This window comes from Pseudomonas syringae pv. coryli str. NCPPB 4273 (genome assembly GCF_000972175.1).
GTDB lineage: Bacteria > Pseudomonadota > Gammaproteobacteria > Pseudomonadales > Pseudomonadaceae > Aquipseudomonas > Aquipseudomonas syringae.
In genome coordinates this window covers 33,804-49,202 of record NZ_AWQP01000049.1, presented here as the reverse complement: position 1 = coordinate 49,202, position 15,399 = coordinate 33,804, and the positions used below count along the sequence as shown (strand labels likewise).

The following is a 15,399-nucleotide window of genomic DNA, read 5'->3' as shown; positions in this document are numbered from 1 at the left end:
GAGGGCGTCAACCGTTAATTTCAAAAATCTTCGCCCTGCTTTGCGACGCCCCTGTAAACACGGGAGATCCTCTTTAAAGACGATCTCCCTCCCGCAGAATTTACAGGCTCGGAAAGGCAAATTGCGACGCTTCGTGGCTAGCACGTTGCGGCCAGCGCTGAGTAATGGCCTTGCGACGGGTATAGAAGCGCACACCATCGGGACCGTACGCATGCAGGTCGCCGAACAGGGAACGCTTCCAGCCACCAAAGCTGTGGTAAGCCACCGGTACTGGCAGCGGAACGTTGACCCCGACCATCCCCACTTCAATCTCGTCGCAGAACAGACGCGCCGCTTCGCCATCGCGGGTAAAGATGCAGGTGCCGTTGCCGTATTCGTGATCGTTGATCAGTTGCATGGCCTGCTCAAGACTGTCCACACGCACGATGCACAGCACCGGCCCGAAAATCTCTTCTTTATAGATACGCATCTCTGGCGTCACGCGATCGAACAGGCAGCCGCCCATGAAGAAGCCCTGTTCGTGCCCGGCAACCTGAAGATTGCGCCCGTCGACCACCAGGGTCGCGCCCGCTTGTACACCGTCCTCTATATAGCCGCCGACCTTGTCGCGATGCTGCCCGGTGACCAGTGGCCCCATGTCCAGGCCACAGGTCGTGCCCGCACCAATCTTCAGGCTCTGGATTTGCGGAACCAGTTTGGCCACCAATGCATCAGCGATCTGATCGCCGACGCACACCGCGACCGAAATCGCCATGCAACGCTCGCCGCAGGATCCGTAGGCAGCGCCCATCAAAGCACTCACGGCATTGTCCAGATCGGCATCCGGCATCAACACCGCATGATTCTTGGCGCCACCCAGCGCTTGAACGCGCTTGCCCCGCGCTGCGCCTTCCTTATAGATGTACTCGGCAATCGGCGTAGAACCGACGAAGCTCAGCGCCTTGACCTCCGGCGCTTCGACCGCGACCTTGTCACCGTGAACCACATTGAGCACACCCTTCGGCAGCCCCGCTTCATGCAGCAGCTCGGCAATCAACAATGTGGAGCTGGGATCGCGCTCCGACGGCTTGAGGATGAAGCAGTTACCGCACGCAATGGCCAGCGGGTACATCCACAGCGGCACCATCGCCGGGAAGTTGAACGGGGTGATACCGGCAACGATACCAAGCGGCTGAAAGTCAGACCAGGCATCGATGTTCGGCCCGACGTTACGGCTGTATTCCCCCTTGAGCACCTCAGGCGCAGCGCAGGCGTATTCGACGTTTTCAATGCCGCGTTTCAGCTCGCCCGCCGCATCTTCCAAGGTCTTGCCGTGTTCTTCACTGATCAATTGGGCAATGCGTGCCTCGTTCTGCTCAAGCAGCTGCTTGAAACGGAACATCACCTGAGCACGCTTGGCCGGTGGCGTATTGCGCCACGCCGGAAAGGCGGTTTTGGCCGAGTCGATTGCCCTCTGGACTGTTTCGCGATCGGCCAGCGCCACGGTGTGGATAACCTGCCCGGTCGACGGGTTGAACACATTGGCGCTACGACCTTCAGCAGAAACGAACTCGCCGTGGATCAGGTGTTGAATGCTGCTCATGGAAAACTCCGGATAAAGGCAGCGGGCGTGAGTCAGCTCACACCCGATGCGATAAAGGCACGTATATAAGAAGAGAGCCTGCCAGCGCGGTCAGTCGATCAGGTTCAGGGTTTCGCCGACGGCATCGAACAATCGATCCAGATCCTGCGCCTGGCTGTTGAAGGTCGGCCCGAATTGCAGGGTGTCACCGCCAAAGCGCACATAGAAACCTGCTTTCCACAGCTTCATACCCGCCTCGAAGGGCCGCACGATGGCATCGCCGTCACGCGGTGCGAGCTGGATGGCACCCGCCAGACCGTAATTGCGGATATCGACCACGTTTTTCGCGCCCTTGATACCGTGCAGCGCACGTTCAAAATGCGGTGCGACGGCTGCGGCCTGCTGCACCAGGTTCTCGCGTTGCAGCAGTTCAAGCGCCGCCAGCCCGGCCGCACACGCCACAGGGTGGGCGGAATAGGTATAGCCGTGAGGGAATTCGACGGCGTACTCCGGCGTCGGCTGGTTCATGAACGTTTGATAGATCTCGCTGCTGGCGATTACCGCGCCCATGGGGATAGCGCCATTGGTGATCTGCTTGGCGATGCACATCAGGTCAGGCGTGACACCGAAACTGTCGGCGCCAAACATCGAGCCCGTACGACCGAAGCCGGTGATGACTTCATCGAAGATCAGCAGGATATTGTGTTGATCACAAATCTCACGCAGGCGCTTGAGATAGCCTTGCGGCGGAACGATCACACCGGCCGAGCCCGACATGGGTTCGACGATCACTGCAGCGATGTTCGACGCATCATGCAACTCGATCAGCTTGAGCATCTCGTCAGCCAGCGCGATACCGCCCGCCTCGGGCATGCCCTTCGAGTACGCATTGCTGGCCAGCAGGGTGTGCGGCAAGTGGTCGACGTCCATCAACTGGCCGAACATCTTGCGGTTGCCATTCACTCCGCCCAGGCTGGTGCCCGCCACATTCACGCCGTGATAGCCGCGTGCCCGACCGATCATCTTGGTCTTGGTCGCCTGGCCTTTCAGCCGCCAGTAGGCGCGTACCATCTTCACCGCCGTATCCGCGCACTCGGAACCCGAGTTGGTATAGAAGACGTGGTTGAGATTGCCCGGCGTCAGGTCGGTAATCTGTTCTGCCAGCTGGAACGACAGGGGATGCCCGAACTGAAAGCCCGGTGAGTAATCCAGCACACCCAGTTGCCGGGACACGGCTTCCTGAATTTCCTTGCGAGTGTGCCCGGCGCCACATGTCCATAGACCTGAGAGTGCATCGTAGATCTTGCGTCCCTTGTCGTCTGTCAGATAGCTGCCATGCGCGGCCACGACCATGCGCGGGTCGCGCTGGAAATTCCGGTTCGCGGTGTAGGGCATCCAGTGAGCATCGAGCTTCAACTGACGGGTGACAGGCACATCGGACACTTCGAACATATTCATGGGAGCAAGCCTCGCAGGCGCTAAACGAACGGTCATTGCAGCCAAGGTGCCACGCGGCTAAAGTTCATAAAACCCGATTTTTACGATCTTTGGTTTGGTAAGCACTAAACAATGAATATCCGTCGTTCCGATCCCGTGTCGCAGGTCAGTGATTTTGATATCCGCTTGCTGCGCCTATTCAAAAGCGTTGTCGAGGCGGGTGGCTTTTCTGCGGCTGAAAGCGTGCTCGGCATTGGCCGATCAGCGATCAGCCAGCAGATGAGCGATCTGGAACAACGCCTCGGCCTGCGCCTGTGCCAGCGAGGCCGCGCCGGTTTTTCGCTGACCGACGAAGGGCGCGAGGTCTATCAGTCGTCGTTGCAACTGCTCAGCGCGCTGGAAAGTTTCAGGACAGAGGTCAACGGCCTGCACCAGAACCTGCGCGGCGAACTGAACATCGGCCTGACCGACAATCTGGTCACCCTGCCCCACATGCGCATCACCCATGCCCTGGCCCGGCTGAAAGAGCGCGGGCCGGGCGTGCACATCAACATCCGCATGATCGCCCCCGCCGAAGTCGAGCGCGGTGTACTCGACGGCGGCCTGCATGTCGGTGTCGTGCCGCAGGCCAGTGCCTTGCCGGGGCTTGAGTATCATCCGTTGTACAGCGAGCGTTCACTGCTCTATTGCGCGGTCGGGCATCCGCTGTTTTACGCCGACAATGCTACGCTGGATGACGCACGCCTCGCACAACAGGAAGCCATCGCTCCGACCTTTCGCCTGCCCAACGATGTTCAGGACCACTATCAGGCACTCACCTGCACGGCCAGCGCGTCCGACCGGGAGGGCATCGCCTTCCTGATTCTGACCGGCCGCTACATAGGCTACCTGCCCGATCATTACGCCAACGCCTGGGTGCAGGAAGGCAGGCTGCGCGCATTGAAACCGGATTCGAAGTTCTACGACCTCAACCTGGTGACCGTCACCCGCAAAGGCCGGCGCCCTCATTTGGTGCTGGAGAGCTTTCTGGAAACACTTGCCGCTACCCGATGACACATTTCTGCACGGTAACTGGCCGCTTCGACGACGCTGCAGCGCGGGTTGAAAGCGCTATCAAGCTGATATTTATTGAAATAACCGGACTCAAATAAAAATAACCTGAGCAACTGGACAGTTTTTTGCAGTGGTCCCGAACAATGACACGCCAGCACATGGCATTTCCCCGTCCGAGACCTCGCCATGCAGCCTGAAACACTCGACAACGATGATCTGATCTACGGCCTGAACGATCGCCCCAAACCCTGGACGGCCATTTTGGCAGCGTTCCAGCACGTTCTCGCCAGCTTCGTGGGGATCATCACTCCGCCCCTGATCATCGGCTCGACCCTCGGCCTGACCCAATACATGCCATACCTGATCAGCATGGCCTTGATGGTCTCGGGCACCGGTACGTTCATCCAGGCGCGCCGCCCGTTCGGTATCGGCGCGGGCATGATCTGTCTGCAAGGCACCAGCTTCGCGTTCCTGGGCGCCGTGTTGTCCGCAGGCTTTCTGGTCAAACAGCGCGGCGGCAGCCCGGAGGACATCATGGCGATGATCTTCGGCGTGTGCTTTTTCGGTGCGCTGGTGCAGATCGCGCTGAGTCGCTGCATTAGCCAGCTGCGAAGGGTCATCACGCCGCTGGTGACCGGTATTGTCATCACGTTGATTGGTGTGAGCCTGATCAAGGTGGGCGTGACAGACCTGGGCGGCGGCTTCAACGCGCCGGACTTCGGCGCCCCGGTGAATCTGGCGCTGGGCGCGTTCGTGCTGGCCGTGATCATTGTGCTCAATCGCTCGACTACGCCCTGGGTACGTTTGTCAGCCATCATTATCGGCCTGGCGGTGGGCAGTCTGGCCGCGTGGTTCAGCGGCAAACTGGTGCCGCAACCCCTTCACGACCTGCCATTGATCAGCGTTCCGATGCCCTTCCGCTTTGGCTTCAATTTCGACTGGAGCGCTTTCCTGCCTGTCGCGCTGATTTATCTGATCAGCAGCATCGAGACGGTCGGCGACCTGACCGCCAACTGCATGCTCGCGCGCCAGCCCATCAGCGGCCCGAGTTACCTGGCCCGCCTCAAGGGCGGCGTACTGGGTGATGGTGTGAGCTGCATGATAGCCGCGACCTTCAGCGCATTTCCCAATACCACCTTTGCGCAGAATAACGGCGTGATCCAGTTGACCGGCGTTGCCAGTCGCTACGTCGGGCTGTACATCGGTGCGGTGCTGTTCGTGCTCGGGCTGTTTCCGCACATTGGTGCCATCGTCCAGCAGATTCCAAAACCGGTGCTCGGCGGCGCAACGCTGGTCATGTTCGGCAGCGTCGCGGCGGCCGGTGTACGCATTCTGGCCCAGTCGCCGCTGGACCGACGCAGCATGCTGATCATTGCGACGTCATTGGGTGTCGGTCTGGGCATTGCGGCGCAGCCTGCGCTGCTGCATCAATTGCCGAAACTGGTGCAGAACCTGTTCGATTCGGCCATCACCAGCGGCGGTATCACGGCCATTGTCATGTGCCTGCTGATTCCGGAAAGCAAAGTCGCCGCCGTTCCGACCGCCGATGCGGCGGAACCCGAACCTGTGGAGCAACCACGATAACTTTGCATGCCGCGCCCGCACCGACGCTTGCGAGATGCTCGCCGGTGCGCTATCTGTTCATCCGTCGCGCCCTACGACCTGTCCGGAATTGCCCATGACCCTTGAAGTCCCCGCACACAGCGCTCACGTCACCAAGCCTGCAAGCCGTATTCGTCAGAAGAACGAAGAAGCGATCATTCAGGCGGCCGAAGATGAATTTGCCCGCCACGGTTTCAAGGGCACCAGCATGAACACCATCGCGATCAAGGCCGGGCTGCCAAAAGCCAATCTGCATTACTACTTCACCAACAAACTCGGCCTGTATGTCGCGGTGCTCAGCAACATCATCGATTTGTGGGACAGCACCTTCAACCACCTCAGCGTCGAAGACGACCCGGCAGAGGCGCTGGCCCGCTATATTCGCGCCAAGATGGAGTTCTCGCGCCGCCAGCCACAGGCCTCGCGGATCTTCGCCATGGAAATCATCAGCGGTGGCGAATGCATGAGCGAGTACTTCAGCCAGGATTACCGCCTGTGGTTCCAGGGCCGGGCCGCGGTCTTTCAAGCCTGGATCGACGCCGGCAAGATGGACCCCGTTGACCCGGTGCACCTGATCTTCCTGCTATGGGGCAGCACCCAGCACTATGCCGACTTCGCCTCGCAGATCTGTCGCGTCACCGGTCGCTCCCGACTGACGCGCCAGGACATGGATCAGGCCAGCAACAATCTCATTCGGATCATCCTCAAAGGTTGTGGGCTCACGCCGCCAGCCTTGTAGAATCGTCGCCTTGACGTCAGCTGGACACACGCATGCCTTTTACCCTGGTCGGCCCTTGCGAGTTTCGTGAAGAAATTCGCAAGAGCCGCTTCATCACCCTCGCCGCCCCCATCGCCAGCCCGGCCGACGCACAGGCGTTCATCGAGCAGCACAGTGACCTGAACGCCACTCATAATTGCTGGGCCTGGAAGCTCGGTGGTCAGTATCGCAGCAACGATGACGGCGAACCGGGCGGTACTGCAGGCAGGCCGATTCTGGCCGCCATCGAAGCGCAGGCGTTCGATCAGGTCGTGGTGCTGGTGATCCGCTGGTACGGCGGCATTCAACTGGGAACCGGCGGCCTGGCCCGCGCCTATGGCGGCGGTGCCAACAAATGTCTGCAGCAGGCCGAGCGTCTGCCGCTGATCCAGCGCGCCTCGTTCCACCTTGAATGCAGCTTCAGTGAGCTGGCGCTGGTCAAGCTGCGTCTCGGCGAATTGAACGGGCTGGTGGAAAGCGAAAACTTCATGGCCAACGGTGTACAGATGTCCATCGCCATCGGCCCCGAGCACACCGACACCCTGCAGCGCCAACTGGCCGATCTGAGTCGCGGCAGAATCCTTCTGCACGCAGCGCCGGAGCAATAGCCGGAGCTTTTGCGCAACATGTCACAATTGCCCACATCTACTGTGCATCCGGCTGTGGATAAGCTGAGCACACTCCATCGCGAGCCTTGCCGGGCTTGCGTTTCAGGCGAATGATCGTTTTTTGAGCAATTGCCGTACGTGGATCCATAAAGAGTGCAAAAACAGCCTGTTAGCGCTTCTTAGTGCCTTTGGATGTTAACCGCCGCCGTATTATTCTCACTCAACCCGCTTGCGCACAGTATCTGTGGAAGAACCTGTGGATAACAGGTGCAAGGGTCGCGCATTGGTTCAGCGCACCGCCCTCCATGTCCGCTGTACATTTTTTGCTCAAATCAAAGGGCCACATTGGCACGCGCCAGGCAAGCACGCCCCGAACTGGTGCTGAAACGAGCGCCGTCGATGGGCGAAGGCCGGTGACAGGGCCGAAAACTCCGTGCCTGGCCTTGATTCAGCGCACCGGACGCGAATCCTGACTCCTTGGCCAGGTTTTTGCTTTATCCACACGCGACCCACTTCTGCCTCAGAGCCTTTCATGTCAAACCACGCGATACCTGCGCGCCTGCAACTGCGCCACATCACCAAACGGTATCCCGGCTGCCTGGCCAACGACGCTGTCGACCTGACGATTCAGCCCGGAGAGATTCACGCCCTGCTGGGTGAAAACGGTGCAGGCAAAAGCACGCTGATGAAGATCATCTACGGCGTGACGCAGCCCGACGCCGGGACGATCATCTGGCAAGGCCAGGCGCAGACCATGCGCAATCCGGCACAGGCCAGAAGCCTGGGCATCGGCATGGTGTTCCAGCATTTTTCACTGTTCGAAACCCTCAGCGTCGCGCAAAACATCGCGCTGGCCATGGGCGCAGCGGCAGGCACGCCCAAACAACTGGAGCCGCGCATCCGCGAGGTCTCTCAACGCTACGGCATGGCGGTGGAACCCCAGCGGCTGGTCCACAGCCTGTCGATTGGCGAGCGGCAGAAAGTCGAGATCATTCGCTGCCTGATGCAGGACATTCGCCTGTTGATCCTCGACGAACCCACGTCAGTATTGACGCCCCAGGAAGCCGAGGAGCTGTTCGTGACCCTGCGGCATCTGGCCCGGGAAGGCTGCAGCATTCTGTTTATCAGTCACAAGCTGGGCGAGGTGCGCGCGCTGTGTCACAGCGCAACCGTGCTGCGCAACGGCAAGGTCTCCGGGCACTGCATACCCGCTGACTGCTCCGATCTGGAACTGGCGCGCTTGATGGTCGGTGATGCCGAAGGGCTGACCGCTCAGTATGAGAAAGTCAGCGGCGGCACAGCCTTTTTGCGCATCGACAAACTGTCCTGGCACAACCCGGACCCGTTCGGCTGCTCGCTCAAAGACCTCAGTCTGGAAGTACGCAGCGGCGAAATCGTCGGTATCGCAGGCGTAGCCGGGAATGGTCAGGATGAATTGCTGGCGCTGCTCAGCGGCGAACAAACCTTGCCCCACGCCCAGGCGGCAACCCTGCGTTTTGAGGATGCCCCGGTCGGCAACCTGCGCCCCGATGCGCGGCGCAAGCGTGGCCTGGCATTCGTCCCGGCCGAGCGCCTGGGACATGGCGCAGTGCCGGAACTCAGTCTCGCCGACAACGCGCTGCTTACCGCCTTCCAGCAAGGGCTGGTGAGCAATGGCCTGATCCAGCGCAGCAAGGTGCGCGCACTGGCTGACGAAATCATTCGGCGCTTTGCAGTCAAGACGCCGGATGCACAGGCCCCGGCGCGCAGTCTGTCGGGCGGCAATCTGCAGAAATTCATCCTCGGTCGGGAAATCCTGCAAAAGCCGAAACTGTTGATTGCCGCGCATCCCACCTGGGGCGTGGATGTCGGCGCTGCGGCGGCGATCCATCGGGCGCTGATTGCCTTGCGCGACGCGGGGGCCGCGATTCTGGTGATCTCCGAAGACCTGGACGAATTGTTCCAGATCAGCGACCGACTCGCCGCCCTGAGCGGCGGTCAGCTTTCCGACCTTATCCCTACTGAACAGACCAGCACCGTGCAAATCGGCGGCTGGATGGCGGGACAGTTCGATCATTCTCAAACCCAAGCCCACGTGCCTGGTTAACGGAGCAAAACATGCTGCTTTCTCTGGAACCGCGCGGCCAGCAATCGCGCGCGATGTTGTGGTGCTCCCCTTTACTGGCTGCGGTGCTGACCCTGGTCTGCGGTTCGCTGCTGTTCATCGGCCTGGGCCTGAACCCTGTAGTGACGCTGCACACCTTGCTGATCGCGCCGGTCAGCGACTGGTATGGCCTGTCGGAATTGATGGTCAAGACCCTGCCGATTCTGCTCTGCGCGCTGGGTCTGGCGGTCGCCTATCAGGCGCGCATCTGGAACATCGGTGCGGAAGGCCAGTTGCTGCTTGGCGCATTGGCGGGCAGTGCCGTGGCGGTGAATATCATCGAAATGGAGAGTCGTTGGGCGCTGGTCATGGTGTTGCTGGCCGGCACCCTCGCCGGTGCGGCCTGGGCGGGCGTGACCGCCTGGCTGCGCACGCACTTCAACGCCAATGAAATCCTCACCAGCATCATGCTCAATTACATCGCCCTCAACTTGCTGCTGTACTTCGTCCACGGGCCGCTCAAGGACCCGGCCGGCATGAACTTCCCGGAGTCAGCGACCTTTGGCGACGCCAGCCGTCTGCCACTGCTGATGGAGGATGGCCGCGCGCACATTGGCGTGTACTTCGCCCTGTTCGCGCTGGTCGCGGTGTGGGTGTTGCTGCAACGCAGTTTCGTCGGTTTTCAGATCAAGGTGCTGGGCCTGGACAAGCGTGCTGCCGGGTTTGTCGGCTTCCGTGAAAAACGCCTGGTCTGGCTGGCCCTGTTGATCAGTGGCGCGCTGGCCGGGCTGGCGGGCGTATCGGAAGTGACGGGGCCGATCGGCCAGTTGGTGCCGCAGGTCTCGCCAGGTTATGGCTATGCCGCGATCACCGTGGCCTTTCTCGGCCGCCTCAACCCCATCGGTATTCTGTTCTCCAGCCTGTTGATCGCCCTGCTGTATCTGGGTGGGGAAAGCGCGCAAATGACCTTGAACCTGCCGTTGGCAATCACGCAGTTGTTTCAGGGGATGATGCTGTTTTTCCTGCTGGCCTGTGATGTGCTGATTCTCTATCGCCCACGTCTGAAACTGCACTGGGCCAAGCGCCAGATGACACCCGTCACAGGAGCCGCATGATGGATATCGACCTGCTGAGCAATATTTTCTACGCCATGGTCCGTTGCGGAACGCCCCTGCTGCTGGTGGCGCTGGGCGAGCTGATTTGTGAAAAAAGCGGCGTCATCAACCTCGGTCAGGAAGGCATGATGCTGTTTGGCGCAGTGATCGGTTTCATCGTCGCCCTGAACACCGGCAACCTCTGGCTCGGCGTGCTGCTGGCGATGCTCGCCGGCATGCTGCTCTCGGCGCTGTTTGCCCTGGTGGCGCTGGTGTTCAACGCCAATCAGGTCGCGACCGGGCTGGCGCTGACCATCTTCGGCGTCGGCCTTTCCAGCTTCGTCGGGGCCGCCTGGGTCGGCAAACCGTTGAGCGGTTTCGAGCCGGTCGCCATCCCGCTGCTCAGCGACATTCCGCTGATCGGCCGTATGCTGTTTGCCCAGGACTTGCTGGTCTACCTGTCCTTCGCCTTGTTCGCACTGGTCGCCTGGGCCCTGCTGAAAAGCCGCGTCGGGCTGATCATTCAGGCCGTCGGCGAAAACCCCGATGCCGCCAGCGCCATGGGCTTGCCGGTGTTGCGCGTGCGCACCCTTGCGGTGCTGTTCGGCGGCGCGATGGCCGGGCTGGCCGGGGCTTATCTGTCACTGGCCTACACGCCGATGTGGGCAGAAAACATGAGCGCCGGGCGTGGCTGGATTGCCCTGGCACTGGTGGTTTTCGCCAGCTGGCGCGTCTGGCGCCTGCTGCTGGGTGCCTACCTGTTCGGTCTGGCCAGCATTCTGCACCTGGTCGCGCAGGGCATCGGCCTGGCCATCCCATCCAACCTGCTGGCGATGCTGCCGTATGTGGCCACCATCATCGTCCTCGTCCTGCTCTCCCGCGACGCCCTGCGCACCCGGCTGTATGCGCCGGTATCGCTGGGCCAGCCATGGCGGGCGGGGCATTGATAGGCGGATTTCAAAAGTGGCGAGGGGATTAGCTTCACTCGCCAAGGTCGTGCCGAACACGACAGATGATAGAAGAGCTAGACGTTGATTCAGCAGAGGCAACAGCGTGCAATGTTATCCAAACACGGCCTGTTGCCAATGTCCCTCGCTCACGATAGCAATAGGCACTCCCGCCTCCCTTAGCTCAACAGCCTTTTTGATCTTTAGACCGTAACTGCTATGTAGCCATTGGTCATTCCCCAGGCTTCCAACGATCAGAAAGCTGGTTTTTTTTGTGAGACCGCTACAAATCTGGCCGCCTCGCTCAAGGACGAGTTCTTCGCAATGCTTTCGGGGCCCATATGCCATTGTTCCGGTGAACATGAAAAGACGGTCGTTCCAGTCAAGCACCGGTGCCGGATTATTTAGCGGTAACGTGCCCGGGATTGAAAAACCATCAGAAGAGAGGCTCTGGCCTCCACTAAACTGCTTAAGCAGGCTGAATAGCTCTATGGACTCCTCTGCATCAAGCACGCCGTCACTCAGCATATTGTTCAGTCGGCGATACAGGAGATTGACGACAGGATCGTCAAGATGGGTGAGATTTCCCTCAACCCATTCTTTGAGAAAAACGGCCTCCGCTTGATTGATAGAGCCATCCGCACACAATCCTGCGCTTATTCCAATCAACGCATCCACGGATCGCCTGTCTATGCGTGCCTCGTTAAAAAAGCGACTGCTCTGAAACTCCTGATGCAAGTCGACCATTGATTTTTTCTCCTGATTTGTATGACTCAACAGCCTTGTTGACGTATTTCGACCGATTCGGCGTGAACGTCACGACAATTTTGGTCAATGAGCACACAAGCTGATATTTTTTTGTACGATCAATATCCAGGTCCTCGCCTCTCAGTCCCTGCCACTGGGCCAAGTACTTAAAAGATCCAGGCTTTTTACGTAATTTCATGTTGCTGGAAACTCCGCCTTTCCATGACAGAATCGGCAGCTCGTTTTCCAAACATCTTTTGGCCAAATCTGGCGACGTGATTGCGAGTTCACGTCCGTTTTCCCAGCACTGGATTATGCCCTCGTCCTCTGCATCCCATATCTGAGCATGCGTTAGCCCAACTCTTAGTGGCGTATCATTTTCACGAAAGATACGAGTCATGATCCGCACTCCTGCCGGTCACTGGGCGGAGGAAAATCTGTTCCGTATCGGAGATAGGCAATGACGGCACTCTGAGTCGTTTCCAGAATCCGATTATTCACAAGGCGTGATCGAGCGTCATTGAGGCAGTAGAGCGTTACCAGCGCATAGCCATCCTTCCCTTTGGAGGCGCTAGATATCTGTATCGCACGCAGATCAGTTTTCAGAGCTGCGTTCGAGTCACTGGTTGCAAGTGGGGTATTAAAGATAAGTGACCGGCTGGACAAACGGACTCCATCCTCGCTCAGCAGATGGTTGTAGCCTTTCACCCCAGCTTGGGCTTGAGGAAGAAGACTGTAGCCAAGCGCAGAAGCATGAACACGGTGCACTGCAAAGTGCCAACCACGCAGAAAATCTCCTTCATAGAAATCATCGTGAGATATCCACACGTGCCTGGTTTTCTTCGTTAACAGGCTAGAGCGATCTTTAGTTTTTGGTTTCGACATCAGCCTCTCCGTGGCTTGGATCATCCGTGCTTGTACCGGTGGAAACAGATGATGTCAATATGACTCTTCATGGCTGCGAACCAGACAGAGCAGCACCACTGCCCAGATAAATTCCTCAGCATAAAGCCAGTAGCAGAAAGATGTGACGCGAAGCGCCACGAGCTGTATGTCGATGCGGAACATCAGCACGATAGCCATAATCCCGACTATCGTGCCAATGCTCAGCGTCAGGGATCTACCTTGAACGTTTTCGGCTCGCGAAGATTCCAACAGGTCATGGGCAGGAGTACGCTGCAAGGTCGAAACTTTCGAGAGGCCTTGCTGGCACTGCCATGGAGTCTGTCTCTCAATCTGCCAAGGAATCATTCATGACCACTACCAAGAAAACCGCTCTGATCATCGGTGCTTCGCGTGGCCTGGGGCTCGGGCTGGTGCAGCGCTTGACCGAACAGGGCTGGCACGTCACCGCCACCGTACGTGATCCGCAAAATGCCGAAAACCTGAAAGCAGTCGAGGGCGTGCGCATCGAAGCGGTGGATCTGGACGAAACCGCCTCGCTTGAAGTGCTGATCCAGAAGCTGCGCGGTGAGGTGTTCGACGTGCTGTTCGTCAATGCCGGCATCAGCGGCGCGGCACACCAGAGCGCTGCGAAGTCGACCGCTGCTGAACTGGGGCAATTGTTCCTGACCAACGCTGTGGCACCGATTCGTCTGGCCGAGCGCTTCGTCGATCAAATTCGTCCCGGCACGGGCGTCCTGGCGTTCATGAGTTCGTGGCTGGGCAGCGTCACTTGCCCGGATGGCGCCAACCTTGCGCTGTACAAGGCCAGCAAAGCCGCGCTCAATTCGATGACCAATACCTTTGTCACCGAGCTGGGCGAGAACCGTCCTACCGTGCTGTCGATGCATCCGGGCTGGGTGAAGACCGACATGGGCGGCGAAAATGCCGCCATCGACGTCATGACCAGCACCACCGGGCTGGTCGAACAGCTCAATGCCTACGCCGGCAAAGGCGGCCATCACTTCATCGACTACCAGGGCAAGACGATTGCCTGGTAACCGGCCGCTCGACTAGAATCGCCGTCCTTCGCCGGGGCGCACCTGCCCCCGGCGACCCTGGATCAGCAGACAGGGCAACACTGAGCTGGCTAACCTGAACCTGTCTTTCAGAGGAGCCGGCCCATGCCCGCGATCCGTATCTGGTTGAAAAATCCCCTTGCCGTGTTCACCGCCAATGACCTGGACGCCCGTGGCGGTCTGGTGATCGAAGGCGGCGTCATCACTGAAGTGCTGGCCGCCGGGCAGCTCCCGTCAAAGCACTGCAATCAAACGTTCGATGCCCGTGAGCATGTGTTGCTGCCGGGGTTGATCAACACGCACCATCACTTCTATCAAACCCTCACGCGGGCCTGGGCACCAGTGGTCAATCAGCCGTTGTTCCCGTGGCTGAAAACCCTGTACCCGGTATGGGCGCGCCTGACACCGGACAAGCTCGCGGTCGCCAGCAAGGTGGCGCTGGCCGAGTTGTTGCTGTCCGGGTGTACGACCGCTGCCGACCACCACTATCTGTTTCCCGACGGGCTGGAACACGCTATCGATGTTCAGGTGCAGAGCGTTCGGGAGCTGGGCATGCGCGCGATGCTGACGCGCGGTTCGATGAGCCTGGGCGAAGCGGATGGAGGCTTGCCGCCGCAGCAAACCGTGCAGCAGGGCGAGGTGATTCTGGCCGACAGCCAGCGCTTGATCGAGACCTACCATCAGCGTGGCGACGGCGCACAGATTCAGATCGCCCTGGCGCCCTGCTCGCCGTTTTCGGTCACGCCGCAGATCATGGCCGAGAGTGCAGCCATGGCCGAAAAACTCGACGTGCGCCTGCACACCCATCTGGCCGAAACCCTCGACGAAGAAGACTTCTGCCTGCAACGCTTCGGCCTGCGCACCGTGGATTATCTGGACAGTGTCGGCTGGTTGGGACCACGTACCTGGCTCGCCCATGGCATCCACTTCAACCCCGACGAAATCGCTCGTCTCGGCGCAGCAGGTACGGGTGTCTGCCACTGCCCGAGCTCGAACATGCGCCTGGCCTCCGGTATTTGTCCGACCCTGGACCTGCTCGCTGCTGGCGCGCCGTTGGGGCTTGGGGTCGATGGCTCGGCGTCCAACGACGCATCGAACATGATCCTCGAAACCCGCCAGGCGCTTTATCTGCAACGCCTGCGCTACGGCGCCGAAAAAATCACCCCACAGCTCGTGCTGGGCTGGGCCACCAAGGGGTCGGCGCAATTGCTCGGACGCACTGACCTCGGTGAACTGGCGGTGGGCAAACAGGCTGATCTGGCGTTGTACAAGCTGGATGAACTGCGCTTTTCCGGCAGCCATGATCCGCTGTCAGCCCTGCTGCTGTGCGGCGCGGACCGTGCCGACCGGGTGGTGATTGCAGGGCAATGGCGAGTGATCGACGGCCAGGTCGAAGGGCTGGACATCAAGCAACTGATTGCCGATCACAGCCAGGCCGCGCGGGAATTGATTCACGGCTGAACGTGCGGAGCGATACTCTCGACTATCGTGCGACGCTCCGCGTCGGCATGCCGTTCAGGACGCTCTGCGTCCTCTTGCGACGCAGAGC

Annotated in this window: 15 protein-coding genes; 9 read left to right on the top strand and 6 right to left on the bottom strand. The window is 59.7% G+C overall.

Annotated elements, in window-relative coordinates:
- Window positions 1-100: 100 nt before the first annotated feature.
- Together P406_RS19935 and aptA are read right to left on the bottom strand one after the other, a co-directional pair.
- On the bottom strand, window positions 101-1,582 hold the full coding sequence (locus P406_RS19935; RefSeq protein ID WP_046237132.1) for a CoA-acylating methylmalonate-semialdehyde dehydrogenase: 1,482 nt from the start codon (window positions 1,580-1,582) through the stop codon (window positions 101-103).
- A gap of 90 nt (window positions 1,583-1,672) precedes the next feature.
- A complete protein-coding gene (gene aptA, locus P406_RS19930) occupies window positions 1,673-3,019 on the bottom strand; it encodes an omega-aminotransferase AptA (RefSeq protein ID WP_003414655.1) in 1,347 nt (448 codons plus the stop codon).
- 111 nt (window positions 3,020-3,130) lie between these two features.
- Here aptA and P406_RS19925 point away from each other — a divergent pair, with 111 nt between their 5' ends.
- The 7 genes from P406_RS19925 (at window position 3,131) to P406_RS19895 (ending at window position 11,142) form a co-directional block, all read left to right on the top strand.
- Window positions 3,131-4,051, top strand: a complete 921-nt coding sequence (locus P406_RS19925; protein WP_003414652.1) for a LysR family transcriptional regulator — start codon at window positions 3,131-3,133, stop codon at window positions 4,049-4,051.
- A 186-nt stretch (window positions 4,052-4,237) separates the two neighbouring features.
- Window positions 4,238-5,635 (top strand): uracil-xanthine permease family protein, encoded by a 1,398-nt coding sequence (locus tag P406_RS19920; RefSeq protein ID WP_046237131.1) that lies wholly within the window; start codon window positions 4,238-4,240, stop codon window positions 5,633-5,635.
- A gap of 94 nt (window positions 5,636-5,729) precedes the next feature.
- The gene (locus P406_RS19915; RefSeq protein WP_003318629.1) at window positions 5,730-6,392 is read left to right on the top strand and encodes a TetR/AcrR family transcriptional regulator; all 663 of its coding nucleotides are present in this window, start codon (window positions 5,730-5,732) and stop codon (window positions 6,390-6,392) included.
- 32 nt (window positions 6,393-6,424) lie between these two features.
- Window positions 6,425-7,018, top strand: a complete 594-nt coding sequence (locus tag P406_RS19910; protein ID WP_003422231.1) for an IMPACT family protein — start codon at window positions 6,425-6,427, stop codon at window positions 7,016-7,018.
- A 532-nt stretch (window positions 7,019-7,550) separates the two neighbouring features.
- Window positions 7,551-9,104 (top strand): ABC transporter ATP-binding protein, encoded by a 1,554-nt coding sequence (locus tag P406_RS19905; protein WP_046237130.1) that lies wholly within the window; start codon window positions 7,551-7,553, stop codon window positions 9,102-9,104.
- An 11-nt stretch (window positions 9,105-9,115) separates the two neighbouring features.
- On the top strand, window positions 9,116-10,216 hold the full coding sequence (locus P406_RS19900; RefSeq protein WP_004414954.1) for an ABC transporter permease: 1,101 nt from the start codon (window positions 9,116-9,118) through the stop codon (window positions 10,214-10,216).
- Complete coding sequence (locus tag P406_RS19895) at window positions 10,216-11,142, top strand: ABC transporter permease (protein ID WP_003414641.1); 927 nt, start codon at window positions 10,216-10,218, stop codon at window positions 11,140-11,142. The genes P406_RS19900 and P406_RS19895 overlap by 1 nt, the downstream gene beginning before the upstream one ends.
- A 114-nt stretch (window positions 11,143-11,256) precedes the next feature.
- On the opposite strand, the gene P406_RS19890 is transcribed toward P406_RS19895, so the two are convergent.
- Genes P406_RS19890 through P406_RS29050 form a run of 4 tightly spaced genes read right to left on the bottom strand, consistent with a single transcriptional unit; the run spans window position 11,257 to window position 12,972 of the window.
- Window positions 11,257-11,889: a BRCT domain-containing protein gene (locus tag P406_RS19890; protein ID WP_046237129.1), complete on the bottom strand. Its 633-nt coding sequence runs from the start codon at window positions 11,887-11,889 to the stop codon at window positions 11,257-11,259.
- Complete coding sequence (locus P406_RS28130; protein ID WP_235810430.1) at window positions 11,846-12,292, bottom strand: hypothetical protein; 447 nt, start codon at window positions 12,290-12,292, stop codon at window positions 11,846-11,848. Before P406_RS28130 ends, P406_RS19890 begins: the two co-directional genes overlap by 44 nt.
- Window positions 12,286-12,774, bottom strand: a complete 489-nt coding sequence (locus P406_RS29055; RefSeq protein ID WP_144431210.1) for a hypothetical protein — start codon at window positions 12,772-12,774, stop codon at window positions 12,286-12,288. Before P406_RS29055 ends, P406_RS28130 begins: the two co-directional genes overlap by 7 nt.
- 54 nt (window positions 12,775-12,828) lie before the next feature.
- Window positions 12,829-12,972, bottom strand: coding sequence for a hypothetical protein (locus tag P406_RS29050; protein WP_153222682.1), 144 nt, complete (start codon window positions 12,970-12,972; stop codon window positions 12,829-12,831).
- A gap of 170 nt (window positions 12,973-13,142) precedes the next feature.
- Between P406_RS29050 and P406_RS19880 the strand changes: the two genes are divergently transcribed.
- Both P406_RS19880 and P406_RS19875 read left to right on the top strand, forming a co-directional pair.
- A complete protein-coding gene (locus tag P406_RS19880; protein WP_046237127.1) occupies window positions 13,143-13,832 on the top strand; it encodes an SDR family oxidoreductase in 690 nt (229 codons plus the stop codon).
- A 123-nt stretch (window positions 13,833-13,955) separates the two neighbouring features.
- The gene (locus P406_RS19875) at window positions 13,956-15,311 is read left to right on the top strand and encodes an 8-oxoguanine deaminase (RefSeq protein WP_046237126.1); all 1,356 of its coding nucleotides are present in this window, start codon (window positions 13,956-13,958) and stop codon (window positions 15,309-15,311) included.
- Window positions 15,312-15,399 lie beyond the last annotated feature (88 nt).